21 protein-coding genes and 2 tRNA genes are annotated in these 22,911 nt (G+C 58.4%); 14 read left to right on the top strand and 9 right to left on the bottom strand.

Translation table 11 applies throughout. The features are described 5' to 3' along the window. Positions 1-65 precede the first annotated feature (65 nt). On the bottom strand, positions 66-1,121 hold the full coding sequence (locus QFX05_RS03825; protein WP_279741063.1) for an HhH-GPD family protein: 1,056 nt from the start codon (positions 1,119-1,121) through the stop codon (positions 66-68). A gap of 92 nt (positions 1,122-1,213) precedes the next feature. Here QFX05_RS03825 and QFX05_RS03820 point away from each other — a divergent pair, with 92 nt between their 5' ends. Beyond that, complete coding sequence (locus tag QFX05_RS03820; RefSeq protein ID WP_279741060.1) at positions 1,214-1,969, top strand: hypothetical protein; 756 nt, start codon at positions 1,214-1,216, stop codon at positions 1,967-1,969. Between the two features lie 91 nt (positions 1,970-2,060). Here the strand turns inward: QFX05_RS03820 and QFX05_RS03815 are convergent, their stop codons facing one another. Then, the gene (locus QFX05_RS03815; RefSeq protein WP_279741057.1) at positions 2,061-2,285 is read right to left on the bottom strand and encodes a phosphoglycerol transferase; all 225 of its coding nucleotides are present in this window, start codon (positions 2,283-2,285) and stop codon (positions 2,061-2,063) included. 94 nt (positions 2,286-2,379) lie between these two features. Then, entirely contained in the window at positions 2,380-3,456 is a 1,077-nt protein-coding gene (disA, locus tag QFX05_RS03810) for a DNA integrity scanning diadenylate cyclase DisA (RefSeq protein WP_279741055.1), read from the bottom strand. 208 nt (positions 3,457-3,664) lie between these two features. On the opposite strand from disA, the gene radA reads away from it, so the two are divergent. Then, the gene (gene radA, locus QFX05_RS03805; protein ID WP_279741053.1) at positions 3,665-5,095 is read left to right on the top strand and encodes a DNA repair protein RadA; all 1,431 of its coding nucleotides are present in this window, start codon (positions 3,665-3,667) and stop codon (positions 5,093-5,095) included. Positions 5,096-5,171: 76 nt separating this feature from the next. Here radA and QFX05_RS03800 read toward each other — a convergent pair whose 3' ends face one another. The 5 genes from QFX05_RS03800 to QFX05_RS03780 all read right to left on the bottom strand — a co-directional run bounded on the left by QFX05_RS03800 (position 5,172) and on the right by QFX05_RS03780 (position 10,135). After that, complete coding sequence (locus QFX05_RS03800) at positions 5,172-6,497, bottom strand: FUSC family protein (protein WP_348635931.1); 1,326 nt, start codon at positions 6,495-6,497, stop codon at positions 5,172-5,174. A gap of 143 nt (positions 6,498-6,640) precedes the next feature. Then, positions 6,641-7,171: a glycosyltransferase family 2 protein gene (locus QFX05_RS03795; protein WP_279741048.1), complete on the bottom strand. Its 531-nt coding sequence runs from the start codon at positions 7,169-7,171 to the stop codon at positions 6,641-6,643. 142 nt (positions 7,172-7,313) lie between these two features. Further along, on the bottom strand, positions 7,314-8,348 hold the full coding sequence (locus QFX05_RS03790; protein ID WP_279741046.1) for an inorganic phosphate transporter: 1,035 nt from the start codon (positions 8,346-8,348) through the stop codon (positions 7,314-7,316). Then, a complete protein-coding gene (locus QFX05_RS03785) occupies positions 8,348-8,965 on the bottom strand; it encodes a hypothetical protein (RefSeq protein ID WP_012902791.1) in 618 nt (205 codons plus the stop codon). The genes QFX05_RS03790 and QFX05_RS03785 overlap by 1 nt, the downstream gene beginning before the upstream one ends. A gap of 396 nt (positions 8,966-9,361) precedes the next feature. Next, entirely contained in the window at positions 9,362-10,135 is a 774-nt protein-coding gene (locus tag QFX05_RS03780) for a histone acetyltransferase (RefSeq protein ID WP_279741043.1), read from the bottom strand. A gap of 87 nt (positions 10,136-10,222) precedes the next feature. On the opposite strand from QFX05_RS03780, the gene QFX05_RS03775 reads away from it, so the two are divergent. The 5 genes from QFX05_RS03775 (at position 10,223) to QFX05_RS03755 (ending at position 13,305) form a co-directional block, all read left to right on the top strand. Next, a tRNA-Lys gene (locus tag QFX05_RS03775) sits at positions 10,223-10,295 on the top strand. Between the two features lie 170 nt (positions 10,296-10,465). Beyond that, on the top strand, positions 10,466-10,975 hold the full coding sequence (locus QFX05_RS03770; RefSeq protein ID WP_279741042.1) for an asparaginase domain-containing protein: 510 nt from the start codon (positions 10,466-10,468) through the stop codon (positions 10,973-10,975). Next, a complete protein-coding gene (locus QFX05_RS03765; RefSeq protein ID WP_279741040.1) occupies positions 10,976-11,587 on the top strand; it encodes an amino acid transporter in 612 nt (203 codons plus the stop codon). Positions 11,588-11,796: 209 nt separating this feature from the next. Then, on the top strand, positions 11,797-12,600 hold the full coding sequence (locus tag QFX05_RS03760; RefSeq protein WP_279741039.1) for an organic solvent tolerance protein OstA: 804 nt from the start codon (positions 11,797-11,799) through the stop codon (positions 12,598-12,600). 111 nt (positions 12,601-12,711) lie between these two features. Further along, a complete protein-coding gene (locus QFX05_RS03755) occupies positions 12,712-13,305 on the top strand; it encodes a flagellar type III secretion system protein FlhB (RefSeq protein WP_279741038.1) in 594 nt (197 codons plus the stop codon). Positions 13,306-13,653: 348 nt separating this feature from the next. Here QFX05_RS03755 and QFX05_RS03750 read toward each other — a convergent pair whose 3' ends face one another. Continuing rightward, positions 13,654-14,310 (bottom strand): DedA family protein, encoded by a 657-nt coding sequence (locus QFX05_RS03750; RefSeq protein ID WP_254756501.1) that lies wholly within the window; start codon positions 14,308-14,310, stop codon positions 13,654-13,656. Between the two features lie 338 nt (positions 14,311-14,648). Between QFX05_RS03750 and QFX05_RS03745 the strand changes: the two genes are divergently transcribed. The 7 genes from QFX05_RS03745 to upp all read left to right on the top strand — a co-directional run bounded on the left by QFX05_RS03745 (position 14,649) and on the right by upp (position 22,768). After that, positions 14,649-16,808, top strand: a complete 2,160-nt coding sequence (locus QFX05_RS03745) for a RecQ family ATP-dependent DNA helicase (RefSeq protein ID WP_279741035.1) — start codon at positions 14,649-14,651, stop codon at positions 16,806-16,808. 40 nt (positions 16,809-16,848) lie between these two features. Then, entirely contained in the window at positions 16,849-17,376 is a 528-nt protein-coding gene (locus tag QFX05_RS03740; RefSeq protein WP_279741033.1) for a nucleoside deaminase, read from the top strand. Between the two features lie 308 nt (positions 17,377-17,684). Then, positions 17,685-18,404, top strand: coding sequence for an ABC transporter ATP-binding protein (locus QFX05_RS03735; RefSeq protein WP_279741032.1), 720 nt, complete (start codon positions 17,685-17,687; stop codon positions 18,402-18,404). Positions 18,405-18,406: 2 nt separating this feature from the next. After that, on the top strand, positions 18,407-21,013 hold the full coding sequence (locus QFX05_RS03730; RefSeq protein WP_279741031.1) for a YhgE/Pip domain-containing protein: 2,607 nt from the start codon (positions 18,407-18,409) through the stop codon (positions 21,011-21,013). A 79-nt stretch (positions 21,014-21,092) separates the two neighbouring features. Then, positions 21,093-21,713, top strand: coding sequence for a TetR/AcrR family transcriptional regulator (locus tag QFX05_RS03725; protein WP_279741030.1), 621 nt, complete (start codon positions 21,093-21,095; stop codon positions 21,711-21,713). Between the two features lie 154 nt (positions 21,714-21,867). After that, positions 21,868-21,954, top strand: a tRNA-Ser gene (locus QFX05_RS03720). A 175-nt stretch (positions 21,955-22,129) separates the two neighbouring features. Further along, on the top strand, positions 22,130-22,768 hold the full coding sequence (upp, locus tag QFX05_RS03715; protein WP_279741028.1) for a uracil phosphoribosyltransferase: 639 nt from the start codon (positions 22,130-22,132) through the stop codon (positions 22,766-22,768). The last annotated feature ends 143 nt before the right edge of the window (positions 22,769-22,911 follow it).

Below are 22,911 nucleotides of genomic sequence, written 5' to 3'. Positions count from 1 at the left end.
ATACCCCGCCCCCCCCCCACAGTCGTTTTCTGTCTTCTCAAGGAGAAGCTCCACTCAGATGATTCCTAGAGCGAGATGAGCACTGTATCGCCCTGGGCGACCTCGCGTGCCAGAGAGTCCGCTAGCAGCCCCGCGTAGCAGCGCTGCAGCTGTTCGGCGGCGGGGGAGAGCGCATACAACGCCTTGAGTGGGTGGTGCACCGCGGCGGGTGCATCCGAGGGGAACGCCAAGTCAGGCGAAGAAGCTGCAGCGGGTGAAGAGGCCGTGCCGCCAGCCGAGGCTACACCCGCACCCAGGATGAGCTCGCGGTCCACCGGCTCATGCGCCGCACGCAACACCGCCATAACCGCCCCGCGTACCTGACGGTCCGTGCCGTGCCAGCTCTGGCCCTTGGGGGCGTAGTCCGCCTCCGGCTTGCCCGCCGCAACCCAGGCACACAGATCCTCCACGGGGCAGAGCTCGCAGGTTGGGGACTTCGCCGTACAGACCAGCGCACCAAGCTCCATGGTTGCCGCATTCCACAGGCAGGAGGTGGGGGTGTCGGCGGGCATGAGCGCCTCCGCCAGGCGAGTCTCAGCCGCCGTCAACGAACGGGAGGGCAGCGCCTTGCCGGACACGGCGCGCGCATGCACGCGACGGATATTTGTATCAATGACCGTGGCGCGCAGACCAAACGCGAACACGCTAATCGCCGCCGCCGTGTAAGAACCTACGCCCGGCAGAGCCAGTAGCGCCTCATAGTCGGCGGGAACTTCACCGCTGTGCTGCTCCACAATCGCGACAGCGGTACCGTGCAGACGCTGCGCACGGCGCGGGTAACCCAGGCGGCCCCAGGCGCGCACCGCCTCCGATGCGGGCTCGGCGGCAAGGTCGGCGGGGGTGGGCCAGCGGCGCATCCACTCCTCCCACACGGGTAGCACGCGCTTGACGGGGGTCTGCTGCAGCATGAATTCGCTGACCATCACTCCCCAGGGGGTGCACTCGTCACGACGCCACGGCAAATCGCGTGCCTGGTTGAGGAACCACTGGTTGATTCGGTGGTGGAGTGCTTTGATGTTCGTGTCTTCAGCCAGGGTAGGTTCGGGGCGCGTGCGTGTGGTGCGTTTGGGCTCTGAGGTCATCCGAAAAGCCTACGCCACAGAATATATATTCCCAAAATTGCATGAACAGAGTTCACTGTGAATCTCAAGGTTAAACCCGGTATCCTAGAGGTATGTCTGAAAATGGTCCCGTTCTGCCTCCCGAAGTGTACCGTCGTCGTCGTATCGTGGCGGTTATTGCTCTGCTCGCTATTATTTTGCTGCTGGTTGCTGGCGTGACCTCCATGATCGGCATGATTAACGGCAAGAAGGACGCCACTGTAGCCTCTACTGCGACGCCTTCCGGTGCGCCCTTCCAGAGCTTCAGTGCTCGCCCTACAGAAACTGCTTCGGCTACCCCGTCCACTAGTGCGACTGCCTCTGCAACCGCGTCTGCTTCGGCTACTGCTTCGGTAACCCCCTCGGTGACCGCTTCTGCGGCACCCACTGCAAGCGTGACCACCCCCGCACCGGTCCCTTCGGTGACCACTGCGGCTGCTGTTGCGGCCTGCACCGCGAACGACCTGAAGGTGACCGTCACCCCCGCGAAGCATACCTTCGCAACCGGTGAGCAGGTGTCCTTCCACGTGACCTACACGAACTCCTCGAAGACCCCCTGCGCTGTGGGTGGCGAGGGTGCGAACACCGGCGTGGACCTGAACATCACCTCCGGTGCGGCTCGGGTGTACACCCGTAGCCTGTGCGCGGCGACCACCCTGCCTAAGGCGGACGTGGCTGCAGGCTCTGAGGGTGCGACCGACCTGGCGTGGGACCGTAAGATCAACGTTCTGGGCTGCTCCTCCGCTTCGAATGCTCAGAAGGGTTCTTACTGGGCGACTGCTACGGTGAATGGTGTGACTTCGACTCAAGTGAACTTCGTGATTCAGTAGTTCACGTCTATAGTTTTCACCCCTGTGTGAGTGTACAAAGCCCCTTCGCTGGATATTTTCCGGCGCGGGGGCTTTAGCTTTTATATGGTTATTACTTGGAGGTGCGAGGTTTGGCGAAGCGGCGCTCGCCCAGGTACCCGAGCAGACTACCGAAAGCGGTCCACTGCAGTGCCGCCAAGAGCAGGGTGGACAGGTCGGTCACCTCAAAGGAGTTGGGGATGACCTTGAACCATAGTAGTGGCAGGTAAATCAGGAACAGGATGGGGGATGCCCATACAAAGAACGGGACGGGACGCTTGGTGCGTGAGTATGACATTGTGACCTCCTTGGGGTGCCAAGGTACGGAGAGAACTCCACTGTCACTGCATCATATCGTAAAACTATTTTTGAGGGATGGATAATCTGTTCTCTTAGAGGTACTTCTCCAAGCTGCTCTCCGCCATGCGGGACAGCTGCTCGCGCACCGTGCGGGCACGAGCCTCACCCACACCGTCCACGGCGCGCAGATCCTCAAGGGACGCCGCCATCAGAGCCTGCAGGCTGCCGAAGCGCTCCACCAGACGCTCAGAAATAGCGTTCGGGATGCTCGGAATGCCGGCGAGCAGGCGGAAACCGCGAGGCTGCAAAGGGAGCTCCAGGTCGGGGTTCTCGCCAAAGCCGACAGTGCGGGCAATCGTGCGCAGATCCACGATGTCCATATCGTTCAGGTTCTGAAGCGCCTCAACGCCAGCAGTCATCAGCTCGTCGTTTACCTCGGGCAGATAGTCGCGCAGAATTAGGTCGCTAGCGGTCATCTCGGGGGCGCGTAGCTCCTCCAACTGCAGGGCAATCAGGCGGCCGTGCACGCCGAGCTCCAGCACGTAGTGGCTGACCTCGCGGATAATGCGGTTCACCATCTCCATGCGCTGCAGGGTCATCGCCACATCGCCCAGGGAAACGTTCGATTCAATCTCCAGGGCAGACAGGCTGGAGAGCACAGAACGCAGGCGCTTCTTATAGCTTTCAAGGGTCTGAATCGCCTGGTTTGCGCGAGCCATCATGTACTGGCTGTCTTCAACCATGTAGCGGGTGCCGTCAACGTACACCGAAATCACGGACATCGACGCGCTTACTGAAATCACCGGGAAACCGGTCTGAATCGCCGTGCGTTCGGCGGTGCGGTGGCGGGTGCCGGACTCGTTCGTGTCAATGGAGGCGTCCGGCATGAGCTGCACGCCGGCGTGCAACAGGCGGGTGGCGTCGCGGTCGCAGATAATAGCGCCATCCATCTTCGCCAGCTCGCGCAGACGGGTTGCCGAGAACTCGGTGTCGATATTGAAACCGCCCGAGGACATGGAAGATACGGTGCGGTCGGATCCGAGGACGATGAGTGCGCCCGTACGGCCACGCATGATGCGTTCCAGACCCTCACGGAGCTCGGTGCCGGGGGCGATTCGGGCGATAGTTTTAATCAATAGGTCACTATAATTCATCTGCACAAAAAACATTGTACCCGTAAGGGTGGTTATTGAGCCAGGTCAGCGGCGGAACGGCGGGCTAAAGTGCCTTAAAAACGAACGGATATTCTCAATATTTATGTGGGAGTGTACAGGTCTAAACTATCTGCATTTAAGAGTAAAAATGTATTCTGTGGTGCCCTATTTCGCCGTGACCAAACACCGCGCACCATATCGTCCCAGACCCTAAAATAGACCCATGACCGCGCGCACGAAAAACACCAAAAACGCACCCGCCTACCGCTGCACCGAATGCGGCTGGACCACCGCCAAATGGGTAGGCCGCTGCGGCCAATGCCAAACCTGGGGCACCGTCGAAGAGGCCGCCGGGGGCACCCGCGCGCGCACTCGCGCCGCATCCAGTGTACAGAAACCCGCCCAGCCCATCGCAGAAGTCGACTCGCGCGTAGCCGCCTACATGAGCACCGGAAACCCCGAATTTGATCGCGTGCTTGGCGGCGGACTTGTACCCGGCGCGGTCATCCTCATGGCGGGCGAACCCGGCGTGGGCAAATCCACCCTGCTGCTGGACGTCGCCGCCACCTTCGCGCGCGGCACCACCCGGAATGCGGGGCAGAATAACCCGGCACACAACACCCAGCCTCCGCGCCCAGTCCTGTACATTACCGGCGAGGAATCCGCCGCGCAGGTCAAGCTCCGCGCCGACCGCATCCGCGCCATCGCGGACACCCTCTACCTGACCAGCGAAACCGACCTCGGCACCGCCCTGGCGCATATTGAGCAGGTCACCCCCTCCCTACTGGTCATCGACTCCGTGCAGACCCTCGCCTCCGCTGAAGTTGAGGGTAGCGCCGGTGGCGTGACCCAGGTGCGTGAGGTTGCCGCCTCCGTCATTGCTGCCGCAAAGGAACGCAATATGTGCACTCTGCTCGTGGGTCACGTGACCAAGGAAGGTACCATTGCGGGTCCGCGCCTACTCGAACACCTAGTGGACGTGGTCTGCCAGTTCGAGGGCGATAAGCACTCGAATATCCGTATGCTACGCGCTATCAAGAACCGCTTCGGACCCACCGACGAGGTCGGTTGCTTCGATATGGACGAAGACGGTATCGCGCCGGTGCTGGACCCCTCCGGCATGTTCGTCTCCAGCACTCCGCACCCCGTACCCGGTACCTGCGTGACCGTCACAATGGAGGGCCGCCGACCCCTGCTCGCGGAGGTGCAGGCCCTGCTGGATCAGGCGGTGGCACCCGCCCCTCGCCGTACCGTTTCGGGTCTGGATTCGGCGCGTATTCAAATGCTATTGGCGGTGCTACAGCGCCGCGCCGGTCTGAATGTGGGCAAGCTCGACTGCTACGTTTCTACCGTGGGTGGCGCAAAGATTACCGAACCCGCCGCTGACCTGGCCTGCGTGATGGCGTTGGCTTCAGCGGCCCAGAATAAGCCGCTCCCGCGTAAGCTCGCGGTCTTTGGCGAAGTCGGTCTGGCCGGTGAGGTGCGCGCCGTGCCGGGCATCCGCCAGCGTATTGCGGAAGTGGGCCGACTGGGCTTCACACACGTGCTGGTGCCAGCCTCCCCGGCAGGCGTAGGGGATGTACCCGAAGGTGTCACCGTACGTGAGGTAACCACCCTGGGTGAGGCGTTGGCTCTGCTCTTCCCGCAGAAATAAAACACTCTAAAAATAGCAAGAAAGGGGGCTCCCGGCTGGCGTCATGCCCTCGGGAGCCCCTCTGTGGGAAATACCGCTAAGAGCGGCTCTCCTCCTCGTTCTCATGCAGCATAATGTTGATCGAACGGGTATTCAGATTATTCGTGTGGTGGGCGTTGACCGCGCTATCGGCTGTGTCGTTAACCACCATCAGGTCGTCCACGTCAGTATCAACAATTGGGATGGCCGAGGTGCGCGGCGCATGCTGTGTGACCGCCTCGCCCAGGGGTACCAGAACATCGACAGCGTCCTTGTGTGACATGCCAGTGGCCTCCATAAAGTCGACCACAATCAGACGAAGCATCAGCACTAGCGACTCACCCTCAAAGGTTTCCACACCCATCGCACGCGGCTCAAGGGTGCCTGCGAGCTTCACCATGCGTTTGCGGGCTTCCATCATGTAGTGTTCGCGTTCGCCTTCGGTCGGGGCAGACATACCCAAGCCGAGACTCTGCGCCGCGAGCGATAGCTCAGTCAGTGCGTCACTGAGCGAAATCTGCGCGGCGGTGCGCAGTTGCACGTGGCGAATCGTGGACGCCATACGGCGGTTGAGGACGCGGTCGTTACGAATTGCCAAATCCACCGCGGCTAGGGTCTTCGACAAGCGCGCCAGCTCGCCTTTGCTTTTACGGCTATTCCAGGACAGCTCGCTCATACCCTGCGCAGTAATTAGATCGCCACGGCAGCTATCGTAGAGCGGCTGCAGAGCGCGCGCGTCGAGTAGGCTCTGGTACGCCTTGTCGTAGTTGTAGTAGCGGATTGCCTCAGAGGAAAGAGCGAAAACCTTTGCGAAAGCATCCATCAGAGTCATAGCGCGGGCACGCGGGTTCTTACGCGGATCACGCGGCATCAGATACATGGCAAGGAACGCGAAGGCACCACCGACAATGCCGTCAAAACTGCGGGTGAACGCGTCATCAGGCACCGGTAGCAGTAATACAAAACACGCCTGGAAGCTGAGCTGAATCGTAAAAATAATGCCCTTATCAATAAATCGGGCAATAATCACGGATAAGAACAGCACGACCGCCGCCTGCCAGGTGCCGTGACCAAGCAGAATCAGCAGAAGGTCACCGATAAGAATACCGAGGGTTACGCCGAAGGAAACCTCAAGGATTCGGCGGGAATGCTTAGCGCCGCTCACATAGCCTAGGGACACGAGGGCAGAAACCGCCGCGAAAATAGGCTCTTGATGGCCCAGGACGCGTTCAGAGAAAAGCCAAGCACCCATAGACGCCGCAACAATCTGCACAGACTGAAAGAAGTCTGCTTGGACTCGATGAATACCCTCACGAATGAACTGACGGGTATTCTGTTCAGTAGTGCGTAGAATCTCTGCGAAGCGTGCCATGAGCACCATCATACCGGCGTGTGTGCGGTGCACAAGGGGCTAGGACAGTGGCGGGCTCAACTATGAGAGAGTCCGCGCACTGTACCCGCTCTGGAGCCGTATTTTTTCGAGGAAACCTAGCCCCGAACCGCTACTTGAGCCTCCCGTTACACAACCTAGCTGCGGAGGCGGCGAGCCACCCTCGCTAGCAGGCCCGGCTGGGCGGGGTGTGGCTGTGCGGGTGCTTCGGAAGATGACTCAGGCTCAACGGTGACGGGGTGTGTTTCTTCGGCGCCGTGTGCACCGTGAATACCCTGCGTGCTGTGCCCGCCACCGATTGCGCGGGCATGTTCGAGCTGTCGGCGGTGCTCAGCGTCCCAGGAGTGCGCTCGGTCAGACATCGCCCACTCAAACCCCGCGGTGAGGGAGGTTTCGGTGAAGAGATCGCGGGCGGCATGGACGGTCGCCGTCAAACCGGCGTTGGATGCCGCCTCCATGTTGCCGCCGGCGGTCAGCAGCTGTACGTGACCGGAATCCAGCGGGGATTCCTCAATGACGGCGCGGGCTGCCTGCTCGTCGCCTCCATCGTTAATCACGCAGACCGTGTAGTCGGTGAAGGTCTGCTGCGCAATGTTCTCCAATGTGCGGCTCAAGAAGCGGGGACGGTCCTTCGTGCGGACCAGAATAGCTACGGTAGGGGAAGACATAACCACAATCAGTCGAGGGTGAATGGGCCCATGCTAGCCCAGGAACTCAACCCATTATGAAGGTGTGCACTGTTCAGACTCAACCCGCCGCCCGTCCACGCTGCAACAGCATGCATGCAGAGGCATGCGCCGCCCCTAAAAATTAGCTGATGGACTGTAGTGCCACCATTGCCAGCACCCCAAGCACAAAGCATGCCGGAATGGTTACTAGCCACACCAGAAGAATCTGCAGAACAATCCTGGACTTCAACGCGTTAAAACGCTGGTTCACGCCCGCACCGAGCGCCGATGCAGTCGCCAGGTGCGAGGAGGAAAACGGCACCTGCAGCAGGAAGTAGCCGAGCACCTGCACCACCGCGGTCGTGCCCTGAGCGACCGCGCCACGGAACGGGTCCAGGCGCACCATCTTGTAGGCGAAGGTGTAGCCGATGCGGCGACCACCGGTCAGCGTACCCGCACCCAGGCTGAGGGCAATAATGAGGGTGCCCAGCAGCATCCCGCCCCCGGTGAGGGCTTGAATCAGCGCCGGATTAGTGATGCGTTCGCTCAGTAGCGCCCACAGCAGCAGGTACAGGTAGCCAGTCTGCAGGCCGTGCAGCAGCGAAATCGCGGAGGCAGACACCGCCAGTACCTCGCGGGCTCGCTGATTCACGAGGCGCGGGTTGTGGCCGACCACGAGCCGGTAGAACGGCACCACCATCAGCCAGGACAGCAGAAAAATGAGCGGCGGAAGGTAGAAGAGCGGTAGCAGAGTCGCCCCAAAGATATGCGGCAGGAATGCGAGGGAACCGAACCCTTCGGCGGCGCTGTCGATCTTCGTCTGGGTCCACCAGCTCACACCGGCGAGGGCACCGATCAGCGCGTGGGTCGAGGAGGACGGAAAACGCAAAAACCAGGTGAGCACACCCCAAATAGCGCAGACCAGCAGCGCAGCAACGATGCCGTTCAGGCCTGTGATGCCCTCCGGGGCGCTTACCCACGAGGCGGAATACTCGCCGAGTAGCAGGAACGCACCGAGCACGCCGAGCACGTTGAAGAGCGCGGCAAGGTACGTGGCGGAGTGCTCGCCAAGGGCGCGGGTACGCACCGGAACAGCGACGGAGTTGGAGGCATCGTGCACACCGGTAACGTAGACCGCGGCAATGAAAGCGCAGCAGGCTAGAAGACCCAGGAGCATTAGGATTCCTGAACGATAATGCGGCCGATCTCGGCGGACACATCGCGCATAGAGTTGGAGGCGGCGGTCAGCTGCGCCAGGAAGGTGGCGTAGCGGCGGTACCGTTCGGGGGTGTAGCGTTCGGCAATGTACGCATCGTATTCTTCGGCGGTTCGTAGCGCCTGGCGGGAGATGCGCAGCATGTCCATCCAGTAGTTATCGAGGCCGCGAATATCGGCAAGTTTGGGGATGACGGCGGCTGTCAGCACCGCCTGACGCTGAATGATGTCCAGGATTGAGGTGATGTGCGTGGCGAAGCCGTCAATGCTGTGCAGAGACAGCACGTGCGCGGCGCTGGTGAGCTTCTCAACGGCGTTAGTGAGCTTGCGTGCCAGCGTATACAGGTCTTCACGCGGAATCGGCGGGGAGAAGGAGCTACGCACCTCGGTGAGGGTGCGGAATAGCAGGTTCGTGGAGTCTGCCTCGTGGGTGAGCATGCGTTCGAAGAGTTCGGGGTACTCCGCGACGGGGGAGCCGACCATTTCAGAGAGCAATGCCGCAGCCTCACCGACCTGCGCTGAAATTTCAGCGAGGGAGGCGAGGGATTCGTTGGCGTGGGGGAAAAGTCGGTGCAGCATAGTTCCCAGTCTAACCAGTATTGGACGCTGCGGGTGCGCATAGCCCGTGCGTACATCACTAGAGCCCGACCTGCAAATGTTATAGCGCCGAGCTGTTTGCGGTTGCCCGTGAGGATTTTAAGCAAAAAACGGTGGGAATCGATTTCTCGACCCCCACCGGAACGTTGAGGGATGTCGGGTTGGGAGCGCCTCTCGGCGGAAGGCCGCTCGAAGCGGCTAAAGATTTGGAGCCCGGGGCTACCTATTAGCAACCCGACATCTTGTAATTATTATCCACCCGCACCCGGTACAGAGTCAATTAGAAACAGGCTTTTAACGCCTTTGCAACCCAATGTGGAACCTGTGCCAATTTACGGCACGAACCCGCATTTTTAGGCGCCCAAACGCTGAAGAAGACTAGAATATTTTGAGGTTGGTCTGCGATTTTTCCTGCGCAGAATCAGCCTCCGAAGCCCCGTCAGCCTGCTCACCAGCCTCAACGGCGCGCAGCTGGGCGGCGACCGCCTCCAAATCGTGCGCGATCTGCTCCATCTGATGAGCCTGATACGGCAGACGAGCACGACGCTCCACCGCCTCACGCTTCACCTCGTGGCTGCCCAGAACCGCACCATCCTGCCTGGCAGAGCGCGCATAATCGGTGCGAATACCCAACGCCACCACGTGCGCAAAAGCCGCGCAACGTTCCATCGCAATGTCCATATCGCCGGTGTACAGGCCCGCCAGAATCTCATCAATAGTGCGGACCACCTCGTCGGCACTCGGCGGGTCGGGAACACCCGCCACCACGTGTGAACGGTAATCCTCCGCCATGCCCAGCTCAAAAGCACGGCTCACCCCGCGCGGCGAACGATGCACCACATCCCGCAGCCAGTACATACGCCACAGCGCACCAGGCAGGGAGTGGGCGCTCGCGTGCGACCAGAGTTCGGCGAGCATCTCAATACCGTAGTCGTCGGTGAAGCTGACAAGCCGCTCGGTCATCTGTTCGTCGGTGCCGCGTCCACGCATCAGTAGGATGCGTGCGGAGGCGTGCGCCGCCTCTTCGCGTGCGGCGGGGTCCATGCCGCCTTCGTGGCGTTCAAATTTCTTGGCGGAGTAGAGGACAGGGCGGTGGTGGGTGCGGTGTCGGGTGTGCCCGGAGGCGCTGCTTGATGCTGCGGGTGTAGACATAGGATTTTCCAGTGTACCGTTTATTAGCTGGGAGTCGGTAGTGTATAGTATTTCTATCTGCACACTTTCAGTTTTGTGTGGATAGGAGCGCCTTTAGCTCAGTCGGTAGAGCTACGGACTTTTAATCCGCAGGTCGTGGGTTCGAGCCCCACAGGGCGCACTAGCCGATCCGTCGCCTCCCGCTTCGCGGGGGTCGGCGGGTTTTTGCGTCTTCACCCTCATGTTCGGGGTTTTACCCCGTGTTGATTCCGTGTGGATGGGGCGCGTCCTGCCGGATTGGCCTGGCAGTTGTTGATTTGTGTACGTTGACCCGAAAAGATGAGGAAACCCGTGAGCGTCACCATTAAGAACTCCGAAGAAATCACGATTCTTGCCACTGGCGGCACGATCGATAAGTTCTATTCGGTGGCGGGCACCATGGATATTGGAGAGCCTGCCGCTAAGGACCTGCTGGACCGCGTTATCACCGATGTGCGTTTTCACATTCGCCCGCTGATTGGTAAGGACAGCTTGGACATGACCGATGCGGATCGTGCCGAGCTGACCGAGGTGCTGAATGCTGTCACTAACGACCAGGTGCTCATCACTCACGGTACCGACACCATGCCGGAGACCGCACGTTACTTGGTGGAGCACGCCGACCTGGGCGATAAGGTTGTGGTGCTAACCGGTGCGATGCAGCCCGCCGTGATGGCTCGTTCGGATGCCAGCTTCAACCTGGGCGCCGCTATCGCTGCCCTAAACCTGCTGGAGCCTGGCGTGTACATCAGCATGAGCGGCCGTATTTTCCCTGCGGAGAGCGTGCGTAAGGACCGTTCCCGCGGCATTTTCGAGGGCTAAATGGCTGATTCCGCTCGTACGCAGCGGGGCAAACCAGTTTCTGCCGCTGAGCTTGCGCAGGTGGTGGGTTCCTCGGATCTTGTGCCGCAGGAATATATGACTCAGACACAGCTGATGCAGTTGCAGGCCTTGGAGGAGCTGGAACAGCAAGCTGACGAGTTCTGGAATGTCGCCAGTGATTACCCGTTGCCGGCTAAGAACCTGTACCTGGTGCGTGTGCTGCTACTGGTTGTACCCTCGCTGATTATTGTTTATTACTTCATCCGTGTCACGCTTTTCCCGATTGGTGCGGTACCGCTGGTCTACCTGGTGATGCACATGTGGCTTGCCATGATTTACCGGGTGAACCGTTCAGTGAAGCTGGTGCTGCTGGCGAATGTTGCTTCCGCGGTTGCTGCTGCGGTGATGACGGCGTTTTTCATCTATGTGTTGGTGGCTCTGCACGGTCCACAGACGTTGCTGGACCGTGTGGACGTGTTCTATGCGGTGAGCCTGCTGACGGTTATGGCGTCCTTTGCTGTGGAGGTTTTATTTTCGCTGTTATATAGCGTGGTGATTCGTAGGAGTCTGCGCCGGAGCAAGCTGGAGAAGCAAGCAGGCGCTGAACAATAAAAGTTATGGTCTTGAGGAGTGGCGTTCAATCACCCCAGCGGGTGGGGTGCTCCTTTCTGCATTCACGCCTCTGAGAGGGTGATGACGAGGTAGCGAAAGACAGCGGGCAATGCTTTCCGCGACGCTCAGCTACTACTCAGAAACCCCTCAAGAACGCGTGGTGATACGGTAAGACAGAAACACGACTTGCACCTGCCAGGAGACCACTCATGGGCGCTACACACCTGAACACAGATGCTGCTTCATCCGCAGAACACCCGGATGAAGATATCAGTGTACAGACTCGCTATCAGGCGCCTATCCGCCACGCGACTCCTGCCACGCCGGAGGGGTCCGTTCCGCTGAACGTGCCGCCGGTGGTGACCGGTTCGCATCCGGTTATTTCGGCGACTTCTACCGTCATTATTCAGGAAGGTGCGAACCAGCCGATTGTGGTGCGTACGCATCCGACAGGTCCTCTACCGCCGTTCCCGGGGCAGGGGCAGGTGCCCACTTTTCTACGCACCTACACCGCTAATGAGGTGAATGATCGCAAACAGAAGCTCAAGAAGAACCTGCTGGTCCGCGCCGTTATTTTGTGCATTTTGACCCTGGTTGAGGGTCTCATTATCTCCCAGTACACGCAGCCGTTGGCGATTTGCTTTGGCTTTGTTGCGGCGCTTTACCTGGTGGTTCAGATGTGGCCGCTGATGCACCCTCCGCGTGATTCAGCGGACGCCTCCGTGTATAGCGTTTGGGCTATATGCTCCCTGACTGGGTATGTTGCGGTGGGCTTGGTACTTTCACCGATTACGTTCCTGCTGCTGATGCTTGACTGGGCTGGGGTTTCGATGGGGTTGGATCCTTTGCTGGTTCTCGTCCTTTTGGGTATGGTCTGGTTGAGTGAGATCGGTTTATCCTTGCTGACTATTTACCGCTTCAGTAACTTGCGAATTGCGATGGCGAACCGGACAGATTCTCCGTCGTTATCTAAAAGCATTTCTGCGACGGTGGATCCGTCCACTTCTTCCTAATTTTTTTGAGGCGGTGAGCCCATCGAATACCGCGCCGCCACCCACATTCACACCACGTGCTTGCTCATACATCCTCCGCACACTATCAGCCGACATTCGAAAGATTCCGCCATGTCCGCCGTTGAGCCTTCGCCGCCATTCACTCCGAACACCACGTATCTTACGAAGCCTGCTACCCCGACTCTCGTGTCTGTGGCAGGTTGGGTTTTGCTCGCTATTGCTGTGGGCTGGCTGGTGCTGATTGGGTACACGGGTTTTGTGTATGCGACGACGCAACTGTCGCACCTGTCCACCTGGCGTGCCCAGTCACTGGTGGATGCGCAGGCATACTATCCGGTGCTTTTTCTGATGGTGAGTGCGGTCAGCAACGTAGCCCTGCACGGCTTCTGCACGGTGGCGTATCTGCGTGGTTACCGTTGGGCGGCGTTGGTGCTGTCAGTAGCGTTGGCGTTGGGCGTGCTGGCTTCTTTGCTGATTATGCTGGCGGTCGCAGCTCTTTTAGGTACTCTGAATGGTGCTCCGAGCCAGGATGTTGAGCTGCTGCTCAGTAGCGCTTCGCCGCTGTACACGCTGGTATATATTGCTGTGCCGTATATGCTGGTGTGTGTTGTGGCGTTGGCGTTGGTGTGGTCGCGCCAGTCGCGTACCTATATGGAGATGCGCCGTGATTGGCGTGTGCGCCGAAGCGAGGATTACCTGATTTAGCGTTATGCTGCCGATGGTGGTGGCATACGTGAGGAAGGAAGCGCATAACAGAACGTACCCCGAAGCAGTCCTTGAATAAGAATAATCCGGAGTACACGCTTTCCGAATACAGCGTGCTGCAACCCTCCGACCAGGCTGAAAACAGCACGGTAGAGAGTAACGCCGCCTCCATAACGTTGCCCCCAGTAGTACGGTAGACAATAATGCAGCAGTGGACAACGCACCCGGCGACAGCACCCCGAGTAAGCCACGACCACCAAAAGGTTCAGAGCATGAAAGGGCGGGGATACCAGACGGTATCCCCACCTTTTCTCATCCCCGACTCAGCAGCCGAGAAGGACTCACGTATTACTCAGCAGATTCCTGCTTCGCCTTTGAACGGCCACGCAGGTACTCGATAATAACCGGCACCACAGAAACCGCCACAATAATCACAGCAATGTACTCAATGTTGTTGTGTACGAACGGGATACCGCCTAGCAGCACACCCGCCAGACCAATCAAACCAATCCACGCAACCGCGCCAACAACATTCCACAGGTGGAACTTCTTACGGTCGTACGAAGAAATACCAGCCGCAAGAGACACAAAAGTACGAACAATCGGCACGAAACGACCTAGAACCAAAGCCAAACTACCGCGCTTCTGGAAGAACTCCTCAGTAGTGTGCAGGTTCTTGGTGCTCAGAATCTTCGCGTCATCCTTGAAGATCTTACGGCCGTAACGGGCACCAATCTGGTAGCCAACCTCAGCGCCAGCAATAGCAACCAGCACCAGGACCGGGAACGCCACCCACAGGGACAGGCCCATCTGCTCATGCAGCATACCCAGAGCAAAAATCAGGGAGTCACCCGGAAGAATCGGGAAAAGAACACCGGACTCAATAAATACGATAATTGCCGAAACTACCAGAACCCATGGGCCGGTATCGAGCAGGAACTGCTCAAGGTCGAGGCCCAAGAGCGCAACCGGAAGATGCGCCAAAGCGGTGGCAAGAAAAGTCATGAAAAATCCTGAACTGTGAGTGGACCGCACGCACGGATCGGCGGCGGAGTAACACCAGCATAGAAAGCGTACCTATGGCGAACATTGTGCAAAACTATGCGGAGGCTGTGTATTACTGGCACAATTCTACCGGCATTTACGCCGGATGTATGGGTGAGTGAGGTGTAAAATCTCCGGGCCGGCGGAACCGAAACCACAGGAGGTGATGCGGTGCTCGCACGCCTCCCTAGGTAGTGACCGTCCGCCAGGCTAGGGGATGCGGGGTGTGACATGATGGGAAGAGAGCACGGCGCGTCGCGGCGTAGCGATTGACCCAACCACCCACCGTTGGAGAGAACATGAATCCCCAGCAGCCAGCTTCCAGCCCCACCGATTCCCTACACGCTGAAGCCCGCGAAGTGTTGCGCCGCCTCACCGGTGTCGCCGATGCTGAGTTCCACGAGGGACAGTACGAGGCGATTCGAGCCCTCGTAGCCGATCGGGCCCGCACCCTCGTCGTGCAGCGTACTGGCTGGGGTAAGTCTGCGGTCTACTTCATTTCTTCCCTGCTCTTGCGTGCCCGCGGTATGGGTCCGGCGCTTATTGTCTCCCCGCTGCTATCCCTCATGCGTGATCAGGTTGGGGCGGCATCCCGTGCGGGGGTGCGCGCCGCTATGGTGAACTCCGCGAACGTCACCGAATGGGATGAGATTCGTACCCGCCTCGAAGCTAACGAGCTCGACGTGCTCCTGGTGGGCCCCGAGCGCCTTAACAATCTGGCGTTCCGTGAGCAGTGGCTACCGTACCTGTTGCCGCGCCTGGGTCTGCTCGTTATTGATGAGGCGCACTGTATTTCTGACTGGGGCCATGACTTCCGCCCCGATTACCGCCGTATAGGTTCGCTCATTAGATCTCTGCCGGCGGGTGTGCCAGCGCTGGCGACTACCGCAACCGCGAATGACCGTGTTAGCCGCGATATTGCCGAACAGCTCAGCACTGATACCACCGTACCCGTGCATGTGCTGCGGGGTCCGCTGTCCCGCGAGTCCCTGCGCCTGGGCGTCCTGACCCTGCCCGATGAGGCGCAACGCATCGGCTGGCTGCTCACGCACCTGAGCAGCCTGCCCGGTTCGGGCATTATTTACACGCTGACTGTCTCTGCGGCAGAAGATACCGCAAACGCCCTGCGTGCCAGTGGCCACGAGGTGCTCGCCTATACCGGTAAGACTGACCCGGATGAGCGGCTGGTTGCAGAGCAGGCACTCAAGGAGAACCGGGTGAAGGCTCTTGTGGCGACAAGTGCCCTCGGTATGGGTTTTGATAAGCCTGATTTGGGTTTTGTTGTGCACCTGGGTGCGCCGTCGTCTGCGGTGAGCTACTACCAGCACATTGGCCGCGCCGGACGAGGTGCCGTTAACGCTGATGTTCTGCTTCTGCCCGGTCGTGAAGACCGCGCCATTTGGGAGTACTTTGCGAGCGCCTCTATGCCTGATGAGGAGCAAGCATTGGCTGTTTTGGATGCCCTTGCCCAATCCCCGAAGGGGTTGAGCATTACCGCGTTGGAGGCGCGCGTTCAGTTGCGTCGCTCCACCCTGGAGCTTCTGCTGAAGGTGCTGGACGTTGAGGGTGCCGCCGTGAAGGAAGGCAACTATTGGCGTCGAACCTCTTCGCCGTGGCAGTACGATAGTGCCCGTTATGCGGCGGTGGTGCAGGCGCGTGTGGTGGAGCAGAACGCCATGCTCGACTATGAACGCACTAGTCAGTGCCGTATGGTTTTCCTGGCCCGGCAGCTTGATGATGCTTCCGCTGTTGCTTGCGGTCGTTGCGATGTGTGTGCAGGCCCCTGGTACCCGGTTGAAGTCCCCACTGAGGCGCAGCAGGTGGCACAGAGCAGCTTTAATACGGTGGGTGTGCCCCTGCAACCGCGCCGTATGTGGCCGAGCGGGCTGGATCAGCTGATGGGTGCGGATGCGCCGCGCGGTCGTTTGTCTAAGGACGAGCAGGCTGAATCCGGTTACGCTTTGGCGCGCCTGAGCGATATGGGGTACGGTACTCGTCTACGTGAGCTTCTGGCGACGAATGAGCTGGGTGAGCCGGTTGATTCTGAGGTCCCTGCCGAGCTGGGTCACGCCTGCGTGAAGGTGCTTGCCGCTTGGGAGTGGCCTGAGGCGGGTCGTCCGGTGGCGGTGTTGACTCTGCCTTCGCCGGTGCGTCCTCGTTTGGCTCAGTCTCTGGGTAGGGGCCTTGCGTCGGTGGGTCGCCTGGTGGATTTGGGCCAGGTATCTTTGGTGGGGGAGCCGCGTTTCTTTGGCGGTAATAGTGCGTTCCGTTGTGCGGATGTGCTGCGCTCGTACCGGGTGCCTGTAGAGGTTCTGGACTATGTGCGTGAGCATCGGTGCCCTGTTCTACTGGTTTCTGATGTGGTGGATTCGCGGTGGGTGTTTACGGTTGTAGCGCGTGAGCTGCGGCTGGTGGGTGCTTCTGCTGTTTATCCTTTCTCTTTGGCTGCTACCCATTAGTTGCGCCCATTATCGTTTATTTATTCCCCGACGAGGTTGTATGTCATATTCGGAATATTCAAAATTGACGGTTACAGACGGTTCTTCCGCCGTGCTCAGCGATATTCCCGCTCGCGCCGAACATAGCGAGTGGATGCTCCGCGCCCTCGCCGAGGGTGTCGCCGCAGGTGAGCGTGGTGAGATCCCTATCGGTGCTGTGGTGGTGGATGAGCAGGGTGTCATTATTGGTTCGGCAGGCAATACCCGCGAGCGGGAGCATGACCCCAGTGCCCATGCGGAGGTGAACGCGATTCGTCAGGCGGCGGCACATCGTGGTCAGTGGCGCCTGGACGGGTGTACGCTCGTCGTGACAGTTGAGCCGTGCCTGATGTGTGCCGGCACGATCCTCGCGTCGCGCGTTTCGACGGTGGTTTTTGGAGCCTGGGAGGAGAAGACGGGGGCTGCTGGCAGTCGTTACGATGTACTGCGTGACGGCAAGGTTGCGCCGGTTCCCGAGGTGTATGCGGGGGTGCGTGCTGATGAGTGTGCGCAGCTGATGGTGGACTTCTTTAAGGAACGCCGCCCCTGACGTTCCCTAAGCTTTACCCCTAAAAGATGGTTTGTATAACGCGAAAAGTCGCGTAGAGATTGCGTGGCTTTTCGCGTTATTTGTACGAAAAGCCCCATTTATTTGAAAAATACTTCAAAAATTTCAAAAATAACCCCTGTTTTTCAAGAAAAGCCCACCACATCACACATAACCGGGTCTACCATATATAGGATATAGGCATTGGAGCCTCCGCGCTGTCCGCGCCTAACGTCCAACACCCCGCGCGGTGCCCGCGGATGACTTCCAGAAACTCACCTAAACCATCCATTCTCTGAGGGGATCTAACCGTGTTAAGCGTTGACAATATTTGGGCGAAAGGGCGCCACACTCCGCTTTTTGACCGCACCACCTTCTCAGTGGGCGAGGGTGAAGTCATTATTGTTCAGGCGGATAGCCAGTTGGAGCGTACCTCTCTCTCGTTGGCGCTGACTGGTCGCCTTCCCCTGTCCGGCGGAACGATTAGCTGGAGCGAAGGCGATGATGACCCTCGCCGTATTTCGATGAAGCGTCTGCGTGCTCTCAGCAGCGTGGTGGACTCTCCTGATGTGACCGCTCCTGAGCAACATATGCGCGTACACGATTATGTGTCGGAGATGCTCTCCTATAACCTGCCGATTTTTGGTCGTTCCCGTGCGAGCCGCTGGTTGGCCGAGCGCGGTCTTGAGGACCTGGACGGCCTGTGGATGGATGAGATCAGCGGCGAGATGAATGTTGAGCTGATGGCTGCTTTGGCGCAGCATAGCCCCTCTGATTTGCTGGTTTTTGATACTCCTTCCCGTCACCTGAACCACACGTACATGTGGCTTCCGTACCTGGAGGAGCTTGCCGCCGATGAGGGTCACCCTCGCACTGTGGTGGCTGTTGTTCCGCATATTTCTGAGTCCTGGCATGGTGCGCGTGCGGTGGTCGGTCGTGCCCCTGAGGAAAACGTGTCGGCTCTTGTTGAGGGCGAGATTGAACCCTCCAATGAATCCCCCGAACATGGCGAAAACGCTGAGAAGGAGTAAGAATGACTGTTCTGCGTGTTGCACTCGTTGAGCTGAAGCGCCTGACCAGCGGTGTTTTGCCGGTTCTGGTGCTCATCGCGATGTCCTGTATTCCGCTGCTGTACGGCGCCCTGTACCTGTACGGCAACTGGGATGCTTACGGCCATGTGAATGGCATTGTGGGTGCCTTGGTGGTTGAGGATGAAGGCGCGACGGATTCTGAGGGTCAGCAGGTGAATACCGGTGCGGACGTGAAGAAGAACCTTCTAGACGCTGGCACGTTTGATTGGCGTCAGGTGCAGACTCGCACTGAGGCTGTTGAGGGCGTGGAGAACGGCACCTATGACTTTGCGATGGTGATTCCGAAGGACTTCTCCCGTAATTTGCAGAGTGCCGGTTCGTTCAAGCCTGATGCTGACGGCAAGACGGGCACTATTGATGCGCGTTCGGCGGGTATTGAGGTCATTACGAATGACGCGAACAACTATGTGCTGACGAATATTGTCACGAAGGCGGGCACTGCGGTGCGTGATTCGGTGGCTGAGAAGGTCGGTAATTCTACGGCGAATTCGCTGTTGGCTAGCTTCACGACTATTCATTCGAAGATGGGTGAGGCTGCTGATGGTGCGTCGAAGGTGAATAGCGGCACGGTGAAGCTGGCGGATGCTATCACTCAGCTGAAGGACGGCACTGCCACGGTGAATGATGGTGCCGTGAAGCTGAAGGACGGTACTTCCTCCTTGGCTGATGGTCAGTCCCAGTTGTTGGATGGTCAGAAGCAGTTGGCGGAGGGTGCTGCGAAGCTTGCTGATGGTGTTTCGACTTTGGATTCGGGTGCCGAGAAGCTGGATTCTGGTGCTGCGAAGCTTGCTGATGGTGCTTCGAGTTTGAAGGATGGTTCGTCAACTTTGGCTTCGGCTGCGGCGTCTGCTTCTGATGGTGCGGAGAAGTTGAAGGATGGTTCGGCTACCCTTGTTGAGGGTACTGCGAGCTTGAAGAGTGGTTCGGCTTCGGTGGCGAAGGGCGCGAATGATTTGGCGTCTGGTATTCATCAGTTGCGTGCCGGCATAGATCAGGCGGGTATTCGTGAGTTGCCGGCCGAGTTGAACACGATGTGCATGCACCTGCATGAGACGGATACTTCTGCCGGTAGCGGCGATTTTGGTCGTGATTTGTCGAATACTGTGGTGTCTGCGAGTGCGCAGAAGGTACGTACTCAGGTGACTCCGCTGGTTGAGGCGGGTACGTTGACTCAGGAGCAGGCTGATCAGCTGGTGTCTGCTGTTGATTCTGAGGAGACGAAGAATGAGGTTGCTGAGCTAAATCAGAAGGCTCTGCAGTCGCACCTGGCTACTCGTGATGCTGCCGCTGCTGATGCCCTGTCAAAGTTGGGCGCATTGAAGTCGAGCCATTGTATTTCTGATGGTTCGTCGTCGACTGCGGTGAAGATTCAAACTTTGGTGACTGGCGTGGATTCGCTGGATTCTGGTGCTTCGTCGCTGGCGAAGGGCGCTTCGTCGCTGGCTGAGGGTGCTGCTCGTGTGGATGCTGGCGCGTCCTCGTTGGCGTCGGGTTCGGCGAGCCTGGCTGATGGTAATTCCAAGATTGCTTCGGGTGCTTCGAGCCTTGCGAGTGGTTCTGCGACTTTGTCTGGTGGTGCTTCTGAGCTGAAGGAGGGTACTGATTCTTTGAAGAGCGGTACTGCCGAGCTGAAGGATGGTAGCGGTACTTTGGCGCAGAAGGAGCAGTCTGCGGTTGAGGGTCAGCAGAAGTTGGCTGATGGTGCGAATGAGCTGAAGGATGGTGCGTCGCAGCTTTCTAACGGTACGGCGAAGCTGTCTGATGGTTCTACTCAGCTGAATGATGGTGCTTCCGAGTTGAAGGATGGTACTTCGTCGCTGGAGAGCGGCCTGGCTTCTGGTGCTAAGCAGGTTCCGAGCCTTGCGCCGACTGATCAGGCGAAGGTTGCGGATACGATGTCGAACCCTGTGACTTTGTCGCAGGAGTCGCTGGCGTCGGGCCGTAACTATGGTGAGGGCATGGGCCCGTTCTTCATGTGCTTGGCGTTGTGGATTGGCGGCTTGATGCTGGTTCAGACGTTGCGTGTGATGAATAACCGTGCGCTGGCTTCGCATGCTCCGTCGATTCGTGTGATGCTCGGTAGCTGGATGCCGTTTGGCTTGGTGGGTATTGCGCAGGCGACTTTGATGTTTGCGGTGATTAAGTTTGGTTTGGGCTTTGAGATGGCTCATCCGTGGCTGGTATGGCTGTTCCTCTGCTATGTGGCTTTGGTCTTTACTGGCTTCATTCATGGTCTGACGGTGATTTTGGGTGCGCCGGGTAAGTTGGTGGCCTTGGTCATTCTGATTCTGCAGTTGATTACTGCGGGCGGAACGATGCCGTATGAGACTCTGCCTGATTCGATTCGTTGGATGCATGATTTCTTCCCGATGGGTTATGCGGTGACGGGTACGCGTCGTCTGGCGTATGGCATTAATGAGTCGAGCCTGTGGGGCATTATGCTGGTTTTGACGCTGTGGGGTTTGGCTGGTCTGGTGTTGGGTTACCTTGGTACCCGCCGTGATCGTACGTGGTCGTTGAAGAAGCTCGCCCCGGAGATTGAGGTATAAGGCGCCTTGTTAGCTCGCGCAGCGGAATACTGTCTAATAAAATAGAGGTATATCTGCAAAAAGGGAGGGAGGACTTCTGATGTTGCAGCGCCCAGTCGCTGAAGCTGCAAGTCGTCGTCCCGGCCGTACTGCTAGAACTCAGTTGAAGTTGTTCAATGCTGCTATGGAGATTATGACCCAGAAGGGGCTTGAGTACGCCACTGTTGAAGAGGTGGCGGCCCGGGCGGGTGTTTCTAAGGGGACCGTGTATTACAATTTCGGTTCTAAGAAGACCATGGTGGATCAGCTTGTTCAGTACGGCACGCAGTTGCTGCTGAGCGATGCGCGTCGTGCGGCGTCGGTTCATTCTGATCCGCGTGAGGCGTTGCGGAGTGCTATTCGTGCCGCTTTCCAGTATCTTGAGGACCGTCCGGGTTTTACTCGGATGTGGCTTGCGGAGGCGTGGAAGGGCGCGGATGGTTGGACTGAGGCAATGAGCGATAACCGTTTGGATCTTCTGAATTATTTGGAGGAGATGACGGAGGCTGTGGCTCGCCGCTATACGGTTGATACCGCTCAGAATCCTCGTGCGATTGCGATCTCTATGTTCGGCGCGATTTATATGCTTGCTATGGATCGTGAAGTGCATCAGGCGGAGCGCAATGCTGAGGATGCAACGCGTGCTGTCATGCTAGTTGTAGATGGGTATATCCGTCATTAGGCAGACCTGTTGGGTCTGCAGATGTAGCCGGGACTTCGGTGTCGGGTGTCGAAAAGGGCACGGTGAAAGGGACCGTGAAGAGGGCGACACCCGGCTGCCGTACGCGGTTTTTCTTGCCCTCCTGTTGGGGGGTGTGCTATAGTTTTCCACTGTTGGTGGTGTGTCCGAGCGGCCGAAGGTGCATCACTCGAAATGATGTTTGGTGTAAAAGCCAACGGGGGTTCAAATCCCTCCACCACCGCACCAACGAAAACCCGTCGAGATTTGTCTCGGCGGGTTTTTTTGCATGTCTGGCTTGTTCTGGGGTGGCGTTGGTGAGTGTCTATATGGCGGTATTTTGCTCTGGTTTATGGGGTGTGTGCCACTTCGGGGGCTTTACCGATGATTGCTGATTTGGGGGTGGGTAGAATCGTATTATGCGTATTAAGATTCTTGACCACCCGCTGGTCTCTCACAAGATTAGTGTTCTGCGTGATAAGAACACTCCGTCCCCGATTTTCCGTCAGCTGGTTGATGAGCTGGTGACCCTTCTCGCCTATGAGGCGACTCGCGAGATCCGCGTGGAAGAGATTGAGGTTGTGACTCCGGTGGCGACCACTACCGGTGTTCGTATTGCTGATCCTAGGCCGCTGGTTGTTCCGATTCTGCGTGCTGGTTTGGGTATGCTGGAGGGTATGACTCGCATGGTTCCGACCGCTGAGGTGGGTTTCCTGGGTATGGCTCGTAATGAGGAGACCCTAGACATTGTGACGTATGCGGAGCGTCTGCCTGAGGATTTGACTGGCCGTCAGGTGTACCTGTTGGATCCGATGTTGGCTACCGGTGGCACTTTGATTGAGGCTATTAAGTTCCTGCGCAAGCGTGGTGCTGAGTCTGTGACCTGTGTATGCTTGATTGCCGCTCCTGAGGGCATTGCTGCTCTGGAGAAGGGCGTTGCTGGTATGGAGAATGTTGATCTGTTCTTGGCTGCTCGTGATGAGCGTCTGAACGAGAAAGCGTACATTATTCCGGGTCTGGGCGATGCTGGTGATCGCCTGTACGGTCTGGCTGAGTAGTCTTTCAGTATAATTCACGTGATGTGAATAGGGCGCCTCTGCATATGTATGTGTGGAGGCGCTTCGCTATGTCTTATGGGTGTTTGGGTGGTTGAGTGCCGCAGGGTGGCGGTGCGTGTCTAATGCGTCCGGGGCTTGGGCGG

Source organism: Rothia similimucilaginosa, from assembly GCF_029850875.1.
GTDB lineage: Bacteria > Actinomycetota > Actinomycetes > Actinomycetales > Micrococcaceae > Rothia.
The sequence above is the reverse complement of the archived record's forward strand: the minus strand, read 5'-3'. Positions and strand labels throughout refer to the sequence as shown.